Source organism: Pontibacter kalidii (assembly GCF_026278245.1).
In the GTDB taxonomy this organism is placed as follows: domain Bacteria; phylum Bacteroidota; class Bacteroidia; order Cytophagales; family Hymenobacteraceae; genus Pontibacter; species Pontibacter kalidii.
Window position 1 is genome coordinate 4,936,389 of record NZ_CP111079.1, and the last position, 17,162, is coordinate 4,953,550.

Sequence of the window (17,162 nt, forward strand, 5' to 3'; positions counted from 1 at the left end):
CCAAGGTATAAAATATTACAGCAGGCCCTGCTCGCCGGCGCCCACCCGCAGCCCGTCGCCGGTGTTGCTGAAGAACTGCCAGTACTCTGCGGCAGGTTTTTCCGGCTCCGGCAACACGGAGAGGGTAGAGCCGTCACTGAAGTATAACAGCAGGCCCCCGTTGTCCTGTTGCTCCGCGCGCTCCACCACCAGGTTCGGGTTGTCGTTCACCAGTTCCATCAGGCGCTGGTCCAGCATGCTGGAGCCGGGCTTTTTCCAGTCCCAAACCGGGGTTGGCAGTCCCGCCTCGCGCTTGCGGATGTACATCTCGCTTTGCTTTATCAGGCCGCCGTCAGTCAGTTGCAGCTCCCAGGGGCAGTTAACGGCAAGGGTCATCTCACCCACATCCAGCACCAGGCCCTGCGGCGTGGTGTAGTGGGTGTGGCCAAAGTGGAAGTATACGACTTTCTCGGTGCGGGTGGTCTTGTTGAGTGGGAGCCCGATGGTCTGGTTAAAGGCCTGTTGAAGTGTATCTTGCATTTTTGTGAAGATCTTAGGTGCGACTTGTGGAACAAATATAGCCAGCACACGTCAAAGTATACTTGTTCTAACAATATTTGCGAAGTAATACAGGGTGTACTTCTTGGAAGTTGTGTACAAAAAGTATCTTTGTGATCGTTTTGTATTAAGTGCGATTGGGAATTTAACCGGAACAGCCGCTATTTGCTAAAGATGCCGAAGGAGCAAGAGAAAGTACAAGAGCCTAAAACATCATCATCCATAGCCCATAAGGTAATAAGCTTTACCTGGAAAATATTTTTCCTGGGGATTGCTGTGGTGGTGGGCTACCTGCTGAGCGTGGAGCACAACGTGCTGTATCTGTTTGGCGCATCCCCGAGCCTGGACAGGCTGGAGAACCCGCGCTCCGACCAAGCCTCCGAGCTGTATACTTCCGACGGCAAGCTGATCGGCAAGTACTTCCGGGAGAACCGCAGCCCCGTAACCTACAAAGAGCTGTCGCCGCAACTGGTGCAGGCGCTGCTTGCCACCGAGGATATCCGCTTTTATGAGCATGCCGGCATCGACCCGGAGGCGATCGTATCGGCGTTGTACGGCACCTTTCAGGGGGAGGCGCGCGGGGCGAGCACTATTACCCAGCAGTTGGCCAAGAACCTCTACAAAACCCGCACCGACGACTCCAAAGGCGTGCTGGGCCACGTTCCCGGACTCAGCATCGTGATCTCCAAAACCAAGGAGTGGCTTACGGCCATTAAGCTGGAGCAACGCTACACCAAAGAGGAGATCCTGACGATGTACCTGAACACGGTGGACTTTGGCTCCAACTCCTTTGGTATAAAGGTAGCGGCCAAGACTTTCTTCAACACCTCACCGGAGAAGCTGAAGATGGAAGAAGCCGCCGTGCTGGTGGGGCTGCTGAAGGCCCCGACCTACTACAGCCCCCGCTTTAACCCCGAAAACGCCACCCGCCGCCGCAACGTGGTGCTGGGGCAGATGGTAAAGTACGGCTACCTGGATAAGACCGAAGCAGACTCGCTGAGCCAGGAGCCGCTGGTGCTGGATTACAACGTGGAGAACCATTACGACGGCCCTGCGACCTATTTCAGGGGAGCCGTGGCCGATTACCTGCAGGAGTGGTGCAAGGACAACGGTTACGACCTCTACCGCGACGGGCTGAAAGTATACACGACCATCGACTCCAGGATGCAGGCCCACGCCGAGGCAGCCATGGAGGAGCAGATGCGTAAGCTGCAGCGCCGCTTCGATAACCACTGGAAAGGCAAGAACCCGTGGGTGGATGAGAAGAACCGCGAGATACCAGGCTTTATCGAGACAACCATCAAGCGCACCGCCTATTATAAGCGCCTGCAAAAGAAGTACGGCGACGATATACAGGCGATAAACAAGGAACTGAACCGCCCGCGCGAGATGAAGGTCTTTACCTGGGACAACGACTCGCTGGAGAAGACCGTGACGATGAGCCCGCTGGATTCGCTGGCTTACTACAAGCACTTCCTGCATGGCGGCATGATGACCATGGATCCCTTTTCAGGGCACATCAAGGCCTGGGTGGGGGGCATCAACTACAAGTATTTTAAGTACGACCACGTGAAACAGGCGCGCCGCCAGCCGGGCTCCACCTTCAAGCCGTTCGTTTATGTGGCCGCTATAGACAACGGTTACTCGCCCTGCGACAAGATCGTGGACCAGCGCGTCACCATCAACTACGTGGAAAAGGGCGAGAAGAAAAGCTGGTCGCCGAATAATGCCGACTGGGAGTATACGGGCGCCCCGATGACGCTTCGCCGGGGGATGGGCAAATCGGTGAACTCTGTAACGGCCCAGCTGACTGAGAAGATAGGATGGGAAACGGTGGTAAAGTACGCCCACAAGCTGGGCATCAAGAGCCCGCTGCAGGCGGTGCCCTCGATAGGCCTTGGTCCAAGCGACGTGTCTGTCTTCGAGATGGTAGGCGCCTACAGTACTTTTCCCAACTACGGGTTCCATACCGAGCCGATGTTCATCACCCGCATCGAGGACCAGAACGGCAACCTGCTGCACCAGTTCACGCCCAAGCAGGAGAAAGTGCTGAGTGAGGAGACCGCTTTCCTGATGATGCACATGCTGAAGGGAGGCATGGAGGAGCCGGGCGGCACCTCGCAGGCACTGTGGGAGTACGACCTCTGGAAGGGCAATGAGATAGGTGGCAAAACCGGTACCAGCTCCAACCACTCTGACGGTTGGTTTATGGGCGTAACCAAAGACCTGGTGACGGGCGTGTGGGTTGGCGGCGAGGACCGCAGCATCCACTTCCGTACCTCACAGCTGGGCGAGGGCTCTAAAACAGCGCTGCCGGTGTTTGGGCTATACATGGAGCGTATTTACCAGGACAAGGACCTGGGCTATACCATGGGCCGCTTCCCGAAGCCTACCGTAAAGATCAGCAAGAAGTATAACTGCACCACCGTGCTGCCGAAGCAAACCATGCCAGACTCCACGCAGATGGACTCTATACTGGAACTGCTGAATGTGGGGGATATTCTGTAAAGTATAAACTGCGGGTGTTGCCGTCAGCAATGGCACTAAAAGCACCTGCAAAGCATCAAAGAAGAAGGGCCGGCTAAAGTATAGCCGGCCCTTCTTCTTTGATGGAATGGTTTCTTTAGTCTTCCTCTTCCTCATAAAACGAATCCAAGGCATCCTCCAGGTAGTTATACTCAAACGTGAAGCCGGTCTGCAGCACCTTGTTGGCGCTTACGCGCTGGCTGGCCAGCACCACCTCGCTCATCTCGCCCATCATCAGGTTAATAGCAAAGGCAGGCACCTTGGGCAGCACCAGGGGCTTATTCATGGCCTCTGCCAGCTCTTTTGTAAATTCTTTGTTGGTAACCGGGTGCGGCGCTACGGCATTGTACACCCCCTCAAACTGCGTGTCCTCAATGGCGCGGATAAACAGGCGGCACAGGTCATCAATATGAATCCAGGACATGTACTGCTTGCCGGATCCAAGCGGAGCGCCCGCCATCATCTTCACGGGCCGGGCCATCAGGGGCAGGGCGCCTCCCTTTATGCTCAGCACGATGCCCAGCCGCAGGATAACCGTGCGCAGACCCAGGTCGCGCATCTGCCAGGCTGCTGCCTCCCAGGCCTTGCATACTTCCGCCAGGAAATCATCGCCGTAGGTGCTCTCCTCAGACACTAACTGGTCCCCGGAGTCGCCGTAGATATCCTTACCCGACACAGAAATGAAGCCTTTGACGTGGTGCTCCGACTGGCTCAGGCACTTGTGGAGCAGGTTTAAACTGTCCACGCGGCTGTGCAGCAGCTCTTTCTTGCGCTCATCGGTCCACTTTTCAGCGGCGATGCTGGCGCCAGCCAGGTTCACGATGTAGTCGGCATAGGTGAGGGCGCTCTCATCAATATGGCCTGCCTTTACATCCCATTTAAAAGTTTTGTAGGTAGATACCTTGTCGGGGTCGCGGCTAAGGTGCGCCACCTCGTAGCCCTGGTCTATCAGCAGCTCCGATAAACGCATCCCTACTAATCCCGAGCCTCCTGTTATGAGTATTTTTCCTGGCATAAGCTTGTGTTTGTTGGCACAGTAAGTTCACCTATACGCAACTTAGGTATATTTAAGTTTTCTTATATTACTTTGGAATGTAAGAAGTCGGCGCTGGAAGGCGTGCCAGCAGGGGCAGGGGTTAACGTTTGGTGCGGATGTGGCCCAGAAACTCCGTGCGGTATTGCTCCTGCTCAAACAAGCCTGAGTATTCCGCCGTAATGGTGCTGCTGCTCACATCGTTCACACCGCGGCTCATCACGCACAGGTGGTCGGCCTCTATCAGCACGGCCACGTTCTCTGTCTGCAGCGCCTGCTTCAACTCGTTGGCTATCTGCATGGTCATGCGCTCCTGCACCTGCGGGCGGCGGGCATAGTAGTGCACAATGCGGTTGAGTTTAGAAAGCCCGATTACGTGCTCGTTCGGGATATAGGCCACGTGTGCCTTTCCAATAATCGGGACAAAGTGGTGCTCGCAGGAGGAGTACACCGTAATGTCGCGCTCCACCAGCATTTTGTTATACTTATACTTGTTCTCGAAGCGGCGCGCGTGCGGCTTATTGTCCGGGTGCAGGCCGCTGAAGATCTCCTTCACGTACATCTTGGCCACACGGTGCGGCGTGCCCTTTAGGCTGTCGTCCTTCAGGTCCAGGCCCAGCGTGTGCATGATCTCGCGGAAGTGCCCCTCAATGATGGTGATTTTCTCGTCGTCGGAAAGGTCAAACGCGTCAGCGCGCATGGGCGTCTCCAAAGAGCTCATCACGTGGTCGTCCATCGCCTCTTCGTTCTCCAGGTCGTGGTTATCCATTATATTCCACAAAGTTTCTTTCAGTTTCATACAGTTGTACTGCTAATTCGTAATCGGGGCTGATCTTGCCACGTAGTTTGTTCCAGATCACTACCGCTATGTTCTCGGCGGTTGGGTTCAGCTCCCGGAACTCGGCAGTATCCAGGTTCAGGTTCCGGTGGTCAAACTTGCTAATCACCTCCTCCTTTACCAGGTCGCTCAGCTTCTTCATGTCGTACACATACCCGGTCTCGGGGTCTACAGGGCCCGTCAGCTTCACGATCAGCTCATAGTTGTGCCCATGGTAGTGGGGGTTGTTGCACAGTCCGAAAACCGCGCTGTTCTGCTCCTCCGTCCAGGCGGGGTTGTGCAGCCTGTGCGCGGCGTTGAAGTGTTCCTTCCGGCAAACGGTTACTCTCATAGTGCTTTAAACAGCTATTGGTCGGTAAAGTTTGGCTCCATCCCCGATCACTTCTGACTGCGAGTGCCATAAGTTTGCAAAGTTAGCGTTGCTTGCCCTAATCCCAAACCAAAAGGGTTCTAAATTAATTCGTTTTGCCTTCGCCCATCTGCCGCCTATTCTTTAACTTCGTGTATCAATCAAACCTATCGGAGTACAAAAACAGGAGCCGTATGAGAGGATGTATACTTGCCATTTTTATGTTGGTGGCCGGCGTTTGCCAGGCGCAGTCGGTGCAGGTAAAAGAGGTGGAGCAGGAGGTGCTGGGCGTGGCAAGGCGCGGACAGCAGCTCTCGGTGCAGCTGGACCCTAAAACCGTGGAGCGATCCTGGAAGGATTACCTGGGCGAGGAGGCCGGTCGGGTAAAGGTGTCAAAGGGCGTGATAACAGTAGACGCAGCCAAGCTGGAGGTTATCTCAAAGGAGCCCATGCGCCTTTACTCGGTGGTAAGCAGCGATGCCATGGGCAGCAACGTGTGGTGGACGCTGGACCTGGGGACTGATTACCTGAACAAGACTGCCACCCCCAAGGAATATGCCGCCGCAGAGAAATTCATGCGGGCCTTCGCCCAAAAACTGTACCGCGAGGATGTGTTCCGGCAGATAAATGCCGCAGAGGACGTGTTGAAGGCCACCAAGGCAGAGCAGGACCGTGTGGTGAAGGAGGCCAACAGCATACAGTTAAGTATAGAGCGCAACAAGCAGCGCCGTAAGGAGCTGGAGGCCGAGTTGGTGCGCAACGCCGAGGAGCTAAAGCAACTGGAGCAGGAGGTGCAGGTGAACCAGCAGAAGCAGGAGCTGAGCCGCCTGCGCGTGCAGGACATGGAGAAAGCCGTAGATGCCGTCCGGGCCAAGCTGCTGCAGGTGGGTAAGTAGTAGGGTTATACTTTTTTGACTTTCCTAAAAGCGATAACTTAAAAAGTTTGTGCGATGCCTCATTCTCTTCTAATCCTAACAATGCTATTCCTTGCTTCATTTTCTCATCCGGAAAATCCCTGGCAATCAGCAATCAGTGATGCACCTGAAACCATTGTTATGGAAAACGAAGAGGAGATTACCCTGCACAAAGTATGGAAGTATAAGACCTTCAACAGGCTCCCGCACATGTTCGCGGATGGAAGCGGCATTTACAGCGTAGAGCCATTTACGACATTAGATTTTAGAGATAAGAGCACCTTTCGCTACAATACCCACAAGAAGCGCAGAATGCGCAGCGCCTCTTATAAAATCAGTGACAATGCCATTGTAATGGAGCAATTCGGCGAGTAGGTGAAGTTTAAGGTTTCTAAGCTGACAGCAGACGAATTAGTGCTAACAGTTAGCATAGAGATTGAAGAGGGGGAGGTTGATATTAAGGGCGATATGGTGGAGTTAGTATACATCGCTACTATTCCGTAATTATTCGAATCGCCTAAGCTAAGGAAGGATTTATACTTGTAGAGACGCAACACCTTGCGTCTCTTTTTTATGGCTTGTGCATCGTATGGGCAAGGTAAAGCCGTAGCATAAGCTATGAATCTTGATGAACTATGTTTAGTTAAGGGGTTATGAACTTGTAGTTATACTGTGGAAAGTCGCTGCTGCCATTTAAAGCTTTTATGCTGCTAATAACCTTCTCAAGCTGTTGCCTTGAGCCTTTCAATGTATACTGTTCATCCTGATATACTACTTCTATTCCTGAAATTAATGCTTCGAAATAGACCAAGCCCCTAAAGTCATATTCATAGTTAATGATTTGGTTTATTTTTCTTACCTCCCTTAAGATTGATTCATTCACAAAACCGCTGCTCGGGTGCCAGCTGTCACCCAACTCTTTCACTTCAACCTTGTCTTCTGGTTGAAACAGCTTTAGAAATAGCTTAAGAGGTATGTCTTCTAAAATCAATTTCATACTTTCGAATTCAGCCCGACAAGGTATAAAGCAGAAGTATAAGTATAACCCGCAGGAGATGCAAAGTACGGCGCGTCTCTACAATCAGGGCAGAAACCTACCTACAGCTTCATCCAGCGCTGTATCTCCTTTTCGGCGAATTTCTCATCGCGCCAGCCTACAAACTTGGTGTTCGATGATTTGTTGTAGTTCGAGAACCAGATCTGAAGGATGGCCTTGGCGCCCGGGTAATTCTTGCTCAGGCTCTCGTAGCTGGTGGCGTCGACCCTGCGCTCGCTTGGCCGCGACGGTACGGCTACAATGATGTGGCGCAGCTCCCCGTAGTTTTCGAGCTGTATCAGGCCTACCGGAATCACCTCCATCTCCGTGCCCGGCTCCCGCCGCTCCGCCAGCACCAATACCTCCAGCCCTCTGCCATCTTTGTCTATCTCCGTGGAAGGTATAAAGCCCAGGTTGCCCGGGTAGGGGAGGAAATCTACCTCACGCTCATGGCCCGCGTTCAGGTCCGGCACAAACTCCCGCTGCTCCCTGTCATACACCAGCCTGCGGGTATTTCCTGCGGGCGTCTCCACCACAGCCTGCAGTTGCTTGTTTGCCGAGTAGGTGGGCAGCTCGGCGTAGTCGGTTTTGCAGGAGGCCAGGAACAGCAGCAAGGGTAGCAAGTATAAAGTATGGCGTTTCATGGTGCGGAAAAGCTTGAGGTTACACTGCAAATATAAGAAGCGTCGGCGGCAGGGTAAAGTATGGCTGGCTGCCCAAGTAGAAGTATAGGCACAAAAAAAGGAGCCGAGGTCGTCGGCTCCTTTTTGCAAAAACTATGGAAAACTTATGAAAACAGGTATTCTTATCTTCTTTCCTTGATACGAGCCGCCTTGCCCTGAAGCCCTCTCAGGTAGTACAGTCTTGCTCTTCTTACTTTACCTCTTCTTACCAGCTCGATTTTTTCGATGGAAGGTGAAAGAAGTGGGAAGATACGCTCTAAGCCGATCTGGTTAGATACTTTTCTTACAGTGAACGTTTCTCCGTTTGTGTTCACGTTCTTACGCTGAATCACAACACCCTGGAACTGCTGAATACGCTCTTTGTTACCCTCACGGATTTTCACGTGAATGTTTATAGTATCACCCGCCTGGAAAGTTGGGAAAGAGGCGCGCTTGTCAGTAGATTCCTGCTCAATGAATTTAATTAGTTCGCTCATGATGGCTATGTTCTCTTAAAGTATCTTCTTCAAATTTCGGACTGCAAAGATATGTAAATATTTATTACATAAGAACATTTGCAGAAAAAAAATATAGTTTCTAGCGGCCACCTCAGCAAAATTTTGCCTATGACCCTCCTCGTTTCTTTTCCGACCGGCCTTCACCGGTTCTGCTTACTCGCTTAGCAGGTCGGGACGGCGCTGTTTGGTGCGCTCCACGGCTTGCTCAAAGCGCCACTGCTCGATCCTTGGTGTGTCGCCCGACATCAGGATGTCCGGCACTGTGAGGCCTTTGTACTCGGCGGGCCGGGTATACACGGGTGGGGCCAGCAAACCATCCTGGAAAGAGTCTGTCAGTGCCGAGGTCTCGTCGTTCAGCACACCCGGAATGATGCGGATAATGGCGTCTGCCAGTACGGCTGCACCCAGTTCCCCTCCGGAGAGTACATAGTCCCCGATGCTGATCTCGTGCGTCACGAAATGCTGCCGTACGCGCTCATCCACACCCTTGTAGTGGCCGCAAAGTATGATCACGTTCTCCAGCAGCGAAAACTGGTTGACAATGCCCTGGTTCAGCGTCTGTCCGTCCGGCGTCATGTAGATGATGGCATCATACGTTCGCGCGGCCTGCAGTTCCGAGATGCACTTGTCAATCGGCTCGATCATCATCACCATCCCGGCACCGCCCCCAAAGGCATAGTCATCAATCTGGCCATGCTTGTTTACGGCATACTGGCGCAGGTCGTGGATGTGGATCTCCACCAGGCCTTTTTGCTGCGCCCGCTTCAGGATAGAATGGCTGAAGGGGCTTTCCAGCAGGTCGGGCTGGCACGTGATGATGTCGAAGCGCATTATTTTTTCTCCTCCTCAGTGTCCTCTGCGTCAAAGTCATCAGCTTCGTCGGGTCCGGATGGCTGCGTGTATACTTCCAGCAGGCCTTCCGGCAGGCTCACGTGCAGTTGCTTTGCTTCGTGGTCGGCACGCAGGAAGATCTCATCCATCACCGGTACCAGCATCTCCTGGTCCAGGTACTCCATAACCATCAGCTGCTGCTGCGGCAGGTCGTAGAACTCCTTCACAGTACCCAGTGCCCCATGCTGCTCGTCTACCACCTGATAACCGATCACGTCGTGGAAGTAGAACTGGCCTTCCTCCAACTCAGGTAACTCTCCAAGCGGCAGGTAAAGCGAGGTGTTGCGCAGCGCCTCGGCCTGTTCGATGGTGTTCACATCCTCGAACTTGATAATGAAGCGTCCTTTCTGCACCGGCTCCATGGTCGTTATAAAAAAAGGAATCAGTCTTCCCTTTTGCTCCAGGAAAACTGATTCCAGATCTTCATAATCTTCGGGGTAGTCTACGTCAAAAAACGCGACCACCTGCCCCTTGGTGCCATGGGTCTTGACGATATAGCCTAATAGGAAGCATTCATCAACATGCATGGCACACCAAATTATGCTTGCTCTTCAGTAGACTCGCCTTCACCGCCTTCCGCAGGGGCTTCAGTAGCCTCTTCTGCAGCAGGAGCGTTCGCAGCAGCTTTCTCAGCCTCACGCTGACGGATAGCCTCTGCACGAGCCTCTTTCACTTTACGCTCAGCCTCCAGAGCGGCTGCACGCTTGGCTTCTTTCTCAGAACCTACCTTCTGGCGTTTCTCCTCGATCTTAGCCTCTTTCGTTTCTTTCCACTCGTTAAAACGAGCATCAGCAGTTTCCTGAGAGATGGCGCCTTTCGCAACACCGATCTGCAGGTGTTTCTTGAACAGGATGCCTCTGTAAGAAAGCATAGCTTTTACGGTGTCAGTTGGCTGTGCACCGTTCATTACCCACTGGAACGCCTTGTCTTCGTTGAAGTCGATGAAGGCTGGAACAGTGTTCGGGTTGTAAGTACCCAGTTTCTCGATAAATTTACCATCACGTGGTGCTCGAGCGTCTGCTACTACGATATCGTAGATAGCGGCTTTCTTGCGGCCTCTGCGGGCCAGTCTGATTTTTACTGCCATTTTAAAATGTGTTTTTTCAGTCGGCGGAACCCGTCCGCCAGTTTTTAGAACCGCAAAATTAGGGAAATAATTTCTGATTATCTATAGCCCTCTGTTATTTATTAATGACTTGTGCCTCAGTGATAAGTATAAAGCCTAGATAGCGATTTACAGGCAGTCTTGTTTTGGCCATTTTTAGCAGGGGTTTGCTGCTTTGTGCGCTTCTGTACTGGTGTGGTTGTAAAGCGACTGGCCGGAATTTATCCTTCCGGTCTATACTTTCATAGCCGCTGCTTACCGCAACTGGACACAAACTATACTTACCTACCACTGCTGATCCTGCAGTCTTACAACCTGCTCGTTTCATTTCTGGCTTTGGCTCCCTCCAGCCCGGGAGGGCTCGTCCTGGGGTAGGGGCCCTCGATAAGGGCATCGCGCTGTCTATTGAAGCTGCTCCTCGCTGGCGCTCCGGGCTGCTGAGCAAGCTCAGCACCGCAACAATAGAAGGCGCTCAACCCAAGGACTGGGATCAGTTCGATAGCCGCTGCTGACGAAGCCTCAGCCAAGTCCCCCTTTGAAGGGGATAGGGGGATGTTAATCTTCTGCAGACGATTCCTCTACTAGGAGGAGTAGCAAGCATAAAAAAGCCCTCCGCAGTGGGAGGGCTTTCAAGTATGATTAAGCGTTGGCTTTTACTCTTGGAGGCTTGGCAGCCTTTACTTTCACAGGCTTCAGCTTGATAATGCTTAGCTTGTCGAGCGTCCAGATCACCGGCCAGGTAGGGTCCACCTCCCACCATTTCACACCGAAGTTCACGCGGTTAGGCAGCTTGTGGTGGTTGTTTTGGAACAACTCGCCGCCCGTCAGGAAGTCAAAGAAAAGTGAGTTTCTGGATTTGTCGTTGTTGTCGAAGTTCTGATAGCCATACTTGTGGCCGCTCCAGTTCACGATGGCGCCGTGCACCGGGCCCATCAAAAAGTGTAGCGGCAGCAACAGGAACATCCACCACTGCGTGGCAAAGGCGATGTAGAACAGCACATAACCTACACCCCAGCCAATGCGGGAGAAGTAAGAGTCTCCGATTCTTTCCAGCAGCGGCCACACCGGGTAGTTGCCTTCGAAGCGGCGCTCCGGCTCCACGCGGTTGTTGAGCACGTTGTTGTAAATCTCCTTAGTCTTCCACATCATCGTGAAGGCGTTGTTGGAGAAGTGCGGCGAGTGTGGGTCGCGCTCCGTATCGGAGAAGGCGTGGTGCATGCGGTGCAGGATAGCGTAAGCGCGCGGCGACAGGAACGAGGAGCCCTGCGCGATGTAAGTGAGCAGGTAAAATGCTTTCTCCCAGAACGGGTTCATGGTAAACATTTTATGTGCTGCGTAGCGGTGCAGGTAAAAGGTCTGCACAAAAAGCGACAGGTACCAGTGCACCACAAAAAAGATAAGTATGGCCATTAATGTATCGGGTATAAAGTGATTTGATTCTTCTCCTGCGGCAGTAAACGCGCTTTAAAAACACGCCTTGCTATACGCAAAGCTACAACACGAAATTAAAAGTAAAATAGTAATGGTGGGGTAAAAGTTCAGAAACTGATGAAGATCATCTTTTCTGTATGCCTCTTAGGAGCAACAGCCATCGTCGCAGGAGCTGTTCAGGTCTGAAGTCTTGGCTTTCTCCCAGGCCTCTTTCCCCTCTTTGTAGGCAAAATACGCGATGCCCGCCGAGCCGATCAGGTCAACATAGCCGATATGGAAAAGCTCATACAGGCCGCTGGCCAGCAGAAGTATAACCGACAGCTGCAGGCAGGCCCTGGTGCAATGTGCGTCCGCGATAATCGGGGCAGAGTTCAGTTTGTTGCCAACGTCTAGTTTATACCGCATCAGAAAGAACATGGTAAAGATGGAAATGAGGGAAACGATGATGCCTACTACCGTAGTTTCCGGTTGCGCCCCCTGTATGGCTTTTAAAGCGCTGCCGACTATCAGGCTTGCTGCCAGCAGGAAAAAGCTGGTTCCGGTAATCTTCAGCGCCTGCCTCTCAAATCTGTCGCGTTGCTGCAAGGGGCGCTGCCGCATGCGCCACACCATGTGCGCAATACCCACGCCTGAGATTACCTCTACAAAGCTGTCCAAACCGAAGCCTAACAGGGAGAGGGTGTCATCCTCCAAGCCAAAGTATACTGATACCAGCCCTTCAGCCAGGTTGTAGATAATAGTGATGATACTAAGTATGAAGGCTGCCTGTAGTAGCCTTGAGACGGTTGCCAGGGACTCTCGCTCCCTAAACCCGGTTTCTGATGTTTCCGTTTGCGGATTGGTCATAAGCAGGTAACGTATCCGGGGGCAAAATAGCTCCGTTAAGTGCAACCTTGGTTACTTGAACGGGGCCCACACGGGCGCGGCAGGGGGCGGGGCACTTACTGTAACCTGTGTCTTTAGCGTGGGGTGCGTAAACTGCAGCCGGCGGGCGTGCAGGGCGATACTTTTGTCTGGAAGCGGTTGGGAAGCGCCATACTTTAGATCGCCTAGTATAGGGCAGCGCATGGAAGACAACTGCACCCGTATCTGGTGTGGTCTGCCGGTGATGGGGTTTACCTCCAGCAGAAACTTGCCCTGTTGCGTGCTCAGTAGTTTGTAGTTAAGCTCGGAGCGGGAGCCGGCGGTGTTCTCTTTGGCGTAAGCTTTGGTTATGTTGCGGGAGCTGTCTTTCACGAGCCAGTGCACCAGGGTGCCCTGCTCCTGCTGCGGGCGGTTTTGGACCACAGCCCAATAGGTTTTAGTGGTTTTCTTGCTGCGGAAGAGCTCGTTCAGACGCGCCAGGGCCTTGGAGGTTTTGGCCAGTAGCACTACACCACTCACGGGCCTGTCGAGGCGGTGCACCACGCCTATAAAGACATTACCCGGCTTGTTATACTTCTCCCTGATGTACTCTTTCGCCAGGTCGGCCAGCGTTACGTCGCCTGTCTCGTCGCCATGCACCAGCAGGCCCGCAGGCTTGTTTACCGCCAGCACATGGTTATCCTCAAAAAGTACTTCTATACTCATAAGTATAAGTCAGGGAGTAGTAAGAAGGAATAAGTATAAAGTGTAGATACGGATAGGGAAATATGTTAGAAAGCTGGAAGGCTATACTTCAAAAATGTGTCAAAGCATAACTTTCTAACTCTTTAACTCCTAAACTTTAGTACGCTTCCTTCTCGCTCGGGAAGTCCTTGCTCTTTACATCCTTTACATAGTTCTGAACCGCATCCGTCATGATGCTGTGCAGGTCAGCATAGCGGCGCAGGAAGCGCGGCTTAAACTCTTTATTGATGCCCAGCATGTCGTGCACCACCAGCACCTGCCCATCCACGTGCGGGCCAGCGCCTATGCCGATGATCGGAATCTGTAGCGTCTCTGCTACACGCTTGGCCAACTCTGAGGGGATCTTCTCCAGAACGATAGAGAAACAACCTAGCTCCTGCAGCAGCAGCGCATCGTCAATCAGTTTCTGCGCCTCTGCCTCCTCTTTGGCGCGCACAGTATAGGTGCCGAACTTATAAATAGACTGCGGCGTAAGGCCCAGGTGGCCCATCACCGGCACGCCCGCGCTAAGGATACGCGTAATAGATTCCTTTATCTCGGCGCCACCCTCCAGCTTTATGCCATGCGCCCCGGACTCCTTCATGATGCGGATCGTGGAACGCAGCGCCTCCGAAGAATTTCCCTGGTATGACCCGAAAGGCAGATCCACCACCACAAAAGCCCTGCTCACCCCTCTTATAACGGAAGAGGCATGGTAGATCATCTGGTCCAGCGTAATGGGCAGCGTGGTCTCGTGGCCCGCCATTACGTTAGAGGCAGAGTCGCCTACCAACAGCACGTCTACCCCGGCGGCGTCTAGGATAGTGGCCATGGAGTAATCGTAGGCGGTAAGCATGGAGATCTTCTCGCCACGCTCCTTCATGTTCTGTAACTGGTGCGTGGTAACTTTCTTTATATCGTTTTTGTGTACAGACATGGCTCTTGGTGGATTTAGATTGTAAAGCTATAAAATCTAGAAACAAAAACAGCCACCTTTTGTTGGTGGCCGTCCTGGTTTTAGTAGTTGTATCCGGTTCTGCTGCGTTTGGTCAGCTTCAGGTCCTGCAGCAGGGCAGAGCGGGCGTTTATTGTTAGGTTATAGCCGCGCTGGAGGCCGAATGGCACCCAGCCGATGCTCATGTCCCAGCAGTGCAGGTCGCGGTAAATCTGCACGTTGGCGTAGGAGATGTTCTGGTTCGAGATGTCGTAGGTGGCGTTGTAGGTTACTTTCCACTTCTCCGTCACGTTCAGGGAACCGTCTATACCCACGGTCTGTGTCAGGTTCGTACGGCCTGTCAGCCCGAAAGAGCGGTTATAGCTCATGGTATAGTTCAGGTTCAGCGTCCACGGAATCTTAAAGTCCACGTACTCCGGCAGCAAGGGGTCGAACGGCTCCCGCTCCAGCGACGGCAGGTTGTCCGGCGTCGGCGCCTCCGAGCGTATGGCCTCCGGGTTCAGGCTGGCTGTCAGGTTCAGGCCCGCATTCGTGATTCTTCCCAACCGTCCTCTGGATAGATCAAAGTAGTACCTGTCAATGTCCCGGCCTGTGCTGTCGTTCTTCTGGTACGGGTCCAGTGTCGCGTTGAAGTTCATGTTGATGAACCGGAAAAGCTTCGTGTTCAGGGACATTCTGATATCTGCCAGCTTCAGCGAGTCGCGGGCAAAGTCGTAGCCGGAGGAAAGGCGCAGGTTATCGATTATACTTACTTTCTCCGTCTTCACCTCCGCTGTGTCACTCTTGGCCCTCACCTTCATTTCTATACTGTTATCGATGCTGAAGTTAAGGGCGGAACTGAGGCCGGTGGCTGGTAAGCCGCTCCTGAAACGGCCCAGGTCGCGGTATTGGGCCTGGTTTAAGTTAGGGTCCACACCGACCAGGGTGCGCTGGTAAAAGCCGAAGCGCTCATCGGCAAAGTCAGGACGAAAGTTGTAGCTGATGCTAGGTCTGACCAGGTGGCGGATAGCCTCCACTTTGCCGCCGGGCTTAAAGTTTACCGTGCCGTAAACAGTAGTGCTCAGGTTAGCGCCGGCGCTGTACTGGTACACGCGGCCAAAGTTGGTGGTGTCGATGTCCACGCGCTGCGAGTCCGGGTTGAAGTTGAACGTATACTTCTCATCGAGCCAGGTTTCGCTGTAGTTCACGCTGGGGCTGAAGTTAAAGAAGCGGGCAATCTTGTAGTTGCCCAGGCCGATGCCGAACGCGTGCACGGCCTGTTTCTGCCCACTCTCCCACAGGCGCTGCAGGTTGTTAAAGTCGACGTCAATCGTATCGGCAGGGGCCGACTCCAGCAGCGGAAAGTCGGAGCGGGTGCGGGCGGGCTGCAGGTTCGAGATCGTGTTGGATGCCCGCACGTTGTAAGAAAGCGTGAACTTCTCGTACCACTTGTTTGTGGCGGGAGCATCAGAAAACAGCTCGGACACGGATACCTGCGACATGCTGAAGTTAAGGTCCGGGAGCACGAAGTTCATCGTCCCCGTTTGGGTGCTCTGCCCCTGGCTTGCCTTTACAGTATAACTGAAAGGGGAGTTGGGGATGGTTTTCTGGTAAGAAATATTCGAGTTAAAAGTTGGCGACAGGTACTGCGCGGAGCTGTTATAATTAATGCGCTGGTGCAAGGCACTACCGGCATTCACGCTGGCGCTGAAAGAGCCGCGGCCCGGCTTGGTAACGGGGCTGTGGCTCCAGTTGATCCAGAAGGTCTGCCTGGATGAAGGCAGCTGGCTCAGAGGGTTGTCTGTCGTTCTGGATCGCTCGATGTCCGCCTCGTCATTCTTAAAGTTATCATACGTGAAGCGGAAGTTGCCGCGGTAGGCGTAGCGTTTCACATAATCGGTGCTGGCCTCAGCGTTCCATCCTCCCAAAGAGTAGATATCACCCGTGAGCCTGGTGCCCATGTATTCGTTCCAGGCAAAGTAGTAGCCGCCATTATTGAGGTAGAAGCCCCGGGCGTTCTCGCCGTAGCTGGGCACAATCACGCCGGAGGCGCGCTTGGCCTTCGGCGTAGGGAAGAGGCCGAACAGGAAGCCCAGCGGCGTGGGTATGTCGCCGATCACGAGGTTAAAGGGGCCGGCCATTACCTTATCGTTGGGGATGGCCTTTATCTTGTCTGCACTGATGTAGAAGTGGGGGTGCTCCAGGTTACAGGTGGTATACTTGTTGTGCAGGCCGAAAAACTCGTTGTTTTCGTTACGTTTAACCACCTCCGAGTGTATGTATCCCTCGCCTTGCTGCGTTACTACCTCAGATATGCGGCCCCTGCGGGTTTTGTAGTTGTAGGCAATGCGCTTGGCTGCGTAAGTCTCAGCGCCCTGCGTAAAAACCGGGGTGCCGGTTTCTTTGCCTGTCGAGTCGGGGAGGGTGGTAGCGGTAAGGGTGTTGGTTTCGTAGTTGATCTGGATGTAGGCGGCCTCCAGGTTCATGTCGCCGTAGTTTATCTTGGCCTCGCCGTAGAGGTGCACCACCTTGTTGTCTACCTCAAACTGCATGGAGTCTCTGGCAGAGTATTTGATGGTGGTGGCGATATCACCCTTCGGGGCGGCCAGGTTCAGGGAGTCCAGCCCGGCCACGAGAGCCGTATCTGGCGAAGCTATCGTGGGGGTGTCTTGTGGTACTACAGCAGGGGCGGTCACCTCCTGGGCAAAGGCCGGCGGGGAGGGGAGCAAGCTGAACTGTAGCAGTAGTAAAAAAATAAAAATGTAGTGGCGCAACTTCTTCAGAGTTCCCTAAAAGTTTAC

General features: G+C 53.3%; 18 protein-coding genes. 3 read left to right on the plus strand and 15 right to left on the minus strand.

Translation table 11 applies throughout. The features are described from left to right. Window positions 1–15 precede the first annotated feature (15 nt). Window positions 16–519 carry a hypothetical protein gene (locus OH144_RS20950; RefSeq protein ID WP_266204198.1) on the minus strand — a complete coding sequence of 168 codons (504 nt, stop codon included), beginning with the start codon at window positions 517–519 and terminating at the stop codon, window positions 16–18. A gap of 192 nt (window positions 520–711) precedes the next feature. Here OH144_RS20950 and OH144_RS20955 point away from each other — a divergent pair, with 192 nt between their 5' ends. Next, complete coding sequence (locus OH144_RS20955; RefSeq protein ID WP_266204199.1) at window positions 712–3,045, plus strand: penicillin-binding protein 1A; 2,334 nt, start codon at window positions 712–714, stop codon at window positions 3,043–3,045. A 115-nt stretch (window positions 3,046–3,160) separates the two neighbouring features. On the opposite strand, the gene OH144_RS20960 is transcribed toward OH144_RS20955, so the two are convergent. The 3 genes from OH144_RS20960 to OH144_RS20970 all read right to left on the minus strand — a co-directional run bounded on the left by OH144_RS20960 (window position 3,161) and on the right by OH144_RS20970 (window position 5,265). After that, a complete protein-coding gene (locus OH144_RS20960) occupies window positions 3,161–4,078 on the minus strand; it encodes a TIGR01777 family oxidoreductase (protein ID WP_266204200.1) in 918 nt (305 codons plus the stop codon). A gap of 121 nt (window positions 4,079–4,199) precedes the next feature. Next, window positions 4,200–4,895, minus strand: a complete 696-nt coding sequence (gene folE / locus OH144_RS20965; protein WP_266204201.1) for a GTP cyclohydrolase I FolE — start codon at window positions 4,893–4,895, stop codon at window positions 4,200–4,202. After that, a complete protein-coding gene (locus OH144_RS20970) occupies window positions 4,858–5,265 on the minus strand; it encodes a 6-pyruvoyl trahydropterin synthase family protein (protein ID WP_266204202.1) in 408 nt (135 codons plus the stop codon). The genes folE and OH144_RS20970 overlap by 38 nt, the downstream gene beginning before the upstream one ends. A gap of 212 nt (window positions 5,266–5,477) precedes the next feature. Here OH144_RS20970 and OH144_RS20975 point away from each other — a divergent pair, with 212 nt between their 5' ends. Beyond that, a complete protein-coding gene (locus OH144_RS20975; protein ID WP_266204203.1) occupies window positions 5,478–6,179 on the plus strand; it encodes a DNA repair ATPase in 702 nt (233 codons plus the stop codon). A 159-nt stretch (window positions 6,180–6,338) separates the two neighbouring features. Further along, window positions 6,339–6,572: a hypothetical protein gene (locus OH144_RS20980; protein ID WP_266204204.1), complete on the plus strand. Its 234-nt coding sequence runs from the start codon at window positions 6,339–6,341 to the stop codon at window positions 6,570–6,572. Window positions 6,573–6,840: 268 nt separating this feature from the next. Here OH144_RS20980 and OH144_RS20985 read toward each other — a convergent pair whose 3' ends face one another. The 11 genes from OH144_RS20985 to OH144_RS21035 all read right to left on the minus strand — a co-directional run bounded on the left by OH144_RS20985 (window position 6,841) and on the right by OH144_RS21035 (window position 17,135). Continuing rightward, a complete protein-coding gene (locus tag OH144_RS20985) occupies window positions 6,841–7,194 on the minus strand; it encodes a hypothetical protein (RefSeq protein ID WP_266204205.1) in 354 nt (117 codons plus the stop codon). Between the two features lie 101 nt (window positions 7,195–7,295). Further along, window positions 7,296–7,877: an inorganic diphosphatase gene (locus tag OH144_RS20990; protein ID WP_266204206.1), complete on the minus strand. Its 582-nt coding sequence runs from the start codon at window positions 7,875–7,877 to the stop codon at window positions 7,296–7,298. Window positions 7,878–8,038: 161 nt separating this feature from the next. Then, a complete protein-coding gene (rplS, locus tag OH144_RS20995) occupies window positions 8,039–8,392 on the minus strand; it encodes a 50S ribosomal protein L19 (RefSeq protein ID WP_073854155.1) in 354 nt (117 codons plus the stop codon). Between the two features lie 174 nt (window positions 8,393–8,566). Next, window positions 8,567–9,244 (minus strand): tRNA (guanosine(37)-N1)-methyltransferase TrmD, encoded by a 678-nt coding sequence (gene trmD / locus OH144_RS21000; protein WP_266204207.1) that lies wholly within the window; start codon window positions 9,242–9,244, stop codon window positions 8,567–8,569. Next, on the minus strand, window positions 9,244–9,831 hold the full coding sequence (rimM, locus tag OH144_RS21005) for a ribosome maturation factor RimM (protein WP_266204208.1): 588 nt from the start codon (window positions 9,829–9,831) through the stop codon (window positions 9,244–9,246). The genes trmD and rimM overlap by 1 nt, the downstream gene beginning before the upstream one ends. Before the next feature lie 11 nt (window positions 9,832–9,842). Continuing rightward, a complete protein-coding gene (locus OH144_RS21010) occupies window positions 9,843–10,391 on the minus strand; it encodes a 30S ribosomal protein S16 (protein WP_266204209.1) in 549 nt (182 codons plus the stop codon). A 657-nt stretch (window positions 10,392–11,048) separates the two neighbouring features. Beyond that, entirely contained in the window at window positions 11,049–11,819 is a 771-nt protein-coding gene (locus OH144_RS21015; protein WP_266204210.1) for an acyl-CoA desaturase, read from the minus strand. Between the two features lie 165 nt (window positions 11,820–11,984). Then, window positions 11,985–12,686 (minus strand): cation transporter, encoded by a 702-nt coding sequence (locus tag OH144_RS21020; RefSeq protein ID WP_266204211.1) that lies wholly within the window; start codon window positions 12,684–12,686, stop codon window positions 11,985–11,987. Between the two features lie 51 nt (window positions 12,687–12,737). Continuing rightward, window positions 12,738–13,409 carry an RluA family pseudouridine synthase gene (locus OH144_RS21025; protein ID WP_266204212.1) on the minus strand — a complete coding sequence of 224 codons (672 nt, stop codon included), beginning with the start codon at window positions 13,407–13,409 and terminating at the stop codon, window positions 12,738–12,740. Between the two features lie 136 nt (window positions 13,410–13,545). After that, window positions 13,546–14,364: a 3-methyl-2-oxobutanoate hydroxymethyltransferase gene (gene panB, locus OH144_RS21030; protein WP_266204213.1), complete on the minus strand. Its 819-nt coding sequence runs from the start codon at window positions 14,362–14,364 to the stop codon at window positions 13,546–13,548. A gap of 80 nt (window positions 14,365–14,444) precedes the next feature. Next, window positions 14,445–17,135 (minus strand): putative LPS assembly protein LptD, encoded by a 2,691-nt coding sequence (locus tag OH144_RS21035; protein ID WP_266204214.1) that lies wholly within the window; start codon window positions 17,133–17,135, stop codon window positions 14,445–14,447. Between the last annotated feature and the right edge of the window lie 27 nt (window positions 17,136–17,162).

Excerpts from the sequence above, each read along its gene's own strand:
- OH144_RS20950 (WP_266204198.1), bottom strand. The coding sequence starts at position 519 with ATGCAAGATACACTTCAACAGGCCTTTAACCAGACCATCGGGCTCCCA.
- OH144_RS20955 (WP_266204199.1), top strand. The coding sequence starts at position 712 with ATGCCGAAGGAGCAAGAGAAAGTACAAGAGCCTAAAACATCATCATCC.
- OH144_RS20960 (WP_266204200.1), bottom strand. The coding sequence starts at position 4,078 with ATGCCAGGAAAAATACTCATAACAGGAGGCTCGGGATTAGTAGGGATG.
- folE (WP_266204201.1), bottom strand. The coding sequence starts at position 4,895 with ATGAAACTGAAAGAAACTTTGTGGAATATAATGGATAACCACGACCTG.
- OH144_RS20970 (WP_266204202.1), bottom strand. The coding sequence starts at position 5,265 with ATGAGAGTAACCGTTTGCCGGAAGGAACACTTCAACGCCGCGCACAGG.
- OH144_RS20975 (WP_266204203.1), top strand. The coding sequence starts at position 5,478 with ATGAGAGGATGTATACTTGCCATTTTTATGTTGGTGGCCGGCGTTTGC.
- OH144_RS20980 (WP_266204204.1), top strand. The coding sequence starts at position 6,339 with ATGGAAAACGAAGAGGAGATTACCCTGCACAAAGTATGGAAGTATAAG.
- OH144_RS20985 (WP_266204205.1), bottom strand. The coding sequence starts at position 7,194 with ATGAAATTGATTTTAGAAGACATACCTCTTAAGCTATTTCTAAAGCTG.
- OH144_RS20990 (WP_266204206.1), bottom strand. The coding sequence starts at position 7,877 with ATGAAACGCCATACTTTATACTTGCTACCCTTGCTGCTGTTCCTGGCC.
- rplS (WP_073854155.1), bottom strand. The coding sequence starts at position 8,392 with ATGAGCGAACTAATTAAATTCATTGAGCAGGAATCTACTGACAAGCGC.
- trmD (WP_266204207.1), bottom strand. The coding sequence starts at position 9,244 with ATGCGCTTCGACATCATCACGTGCCAGCCCGACCTGCTGGAAAGCCCC.
- rimM (WP_266204208.1), bottom strand. The coding sequence starts at position 9,831 with ATGCATGTTGATGAATGCTTCCTATTAGGCTATATCGTCAAGACCCAT.
- OH144_RS21010 (WP_266204209.1), bottom strand. The coding sequence starts at position 10,391 with ATGGCAGTAAAAATCAGACTGGCCCGCAGAGGCCGCAAGAAAGCCGCT.
- OH144_RS21015 (WP_266204210.1), bottom strand. The coding sequence starts at position 11,819 with ATGGCCATACTTATCTTTTTTGTGGTGCACTGGTACCTGTCGCTTTTT.
- OH144_RS21020 (WP_266204211.1), bottom strand. The coding sequence starts at position 12,686 with ATGACCAATCCGCAAACGGAAACATCAGAAACCGGGTTTAGGGAGCGA.
- OH144_RS21025 (WP_266204212.1), bottom strand. The coding sequence starts at position 13,409 with ATGAGTATAGAAGTACTTTTTGAGGATAACCATGTGCTGGCGGTAAAC.
- panB (WP_266204213.1), bottom strand. The coding sequence starts at position 14,364 with ATGTCTGTACACAAAAACGATATAAAGAAAGTTACCACGCACCAGTTA.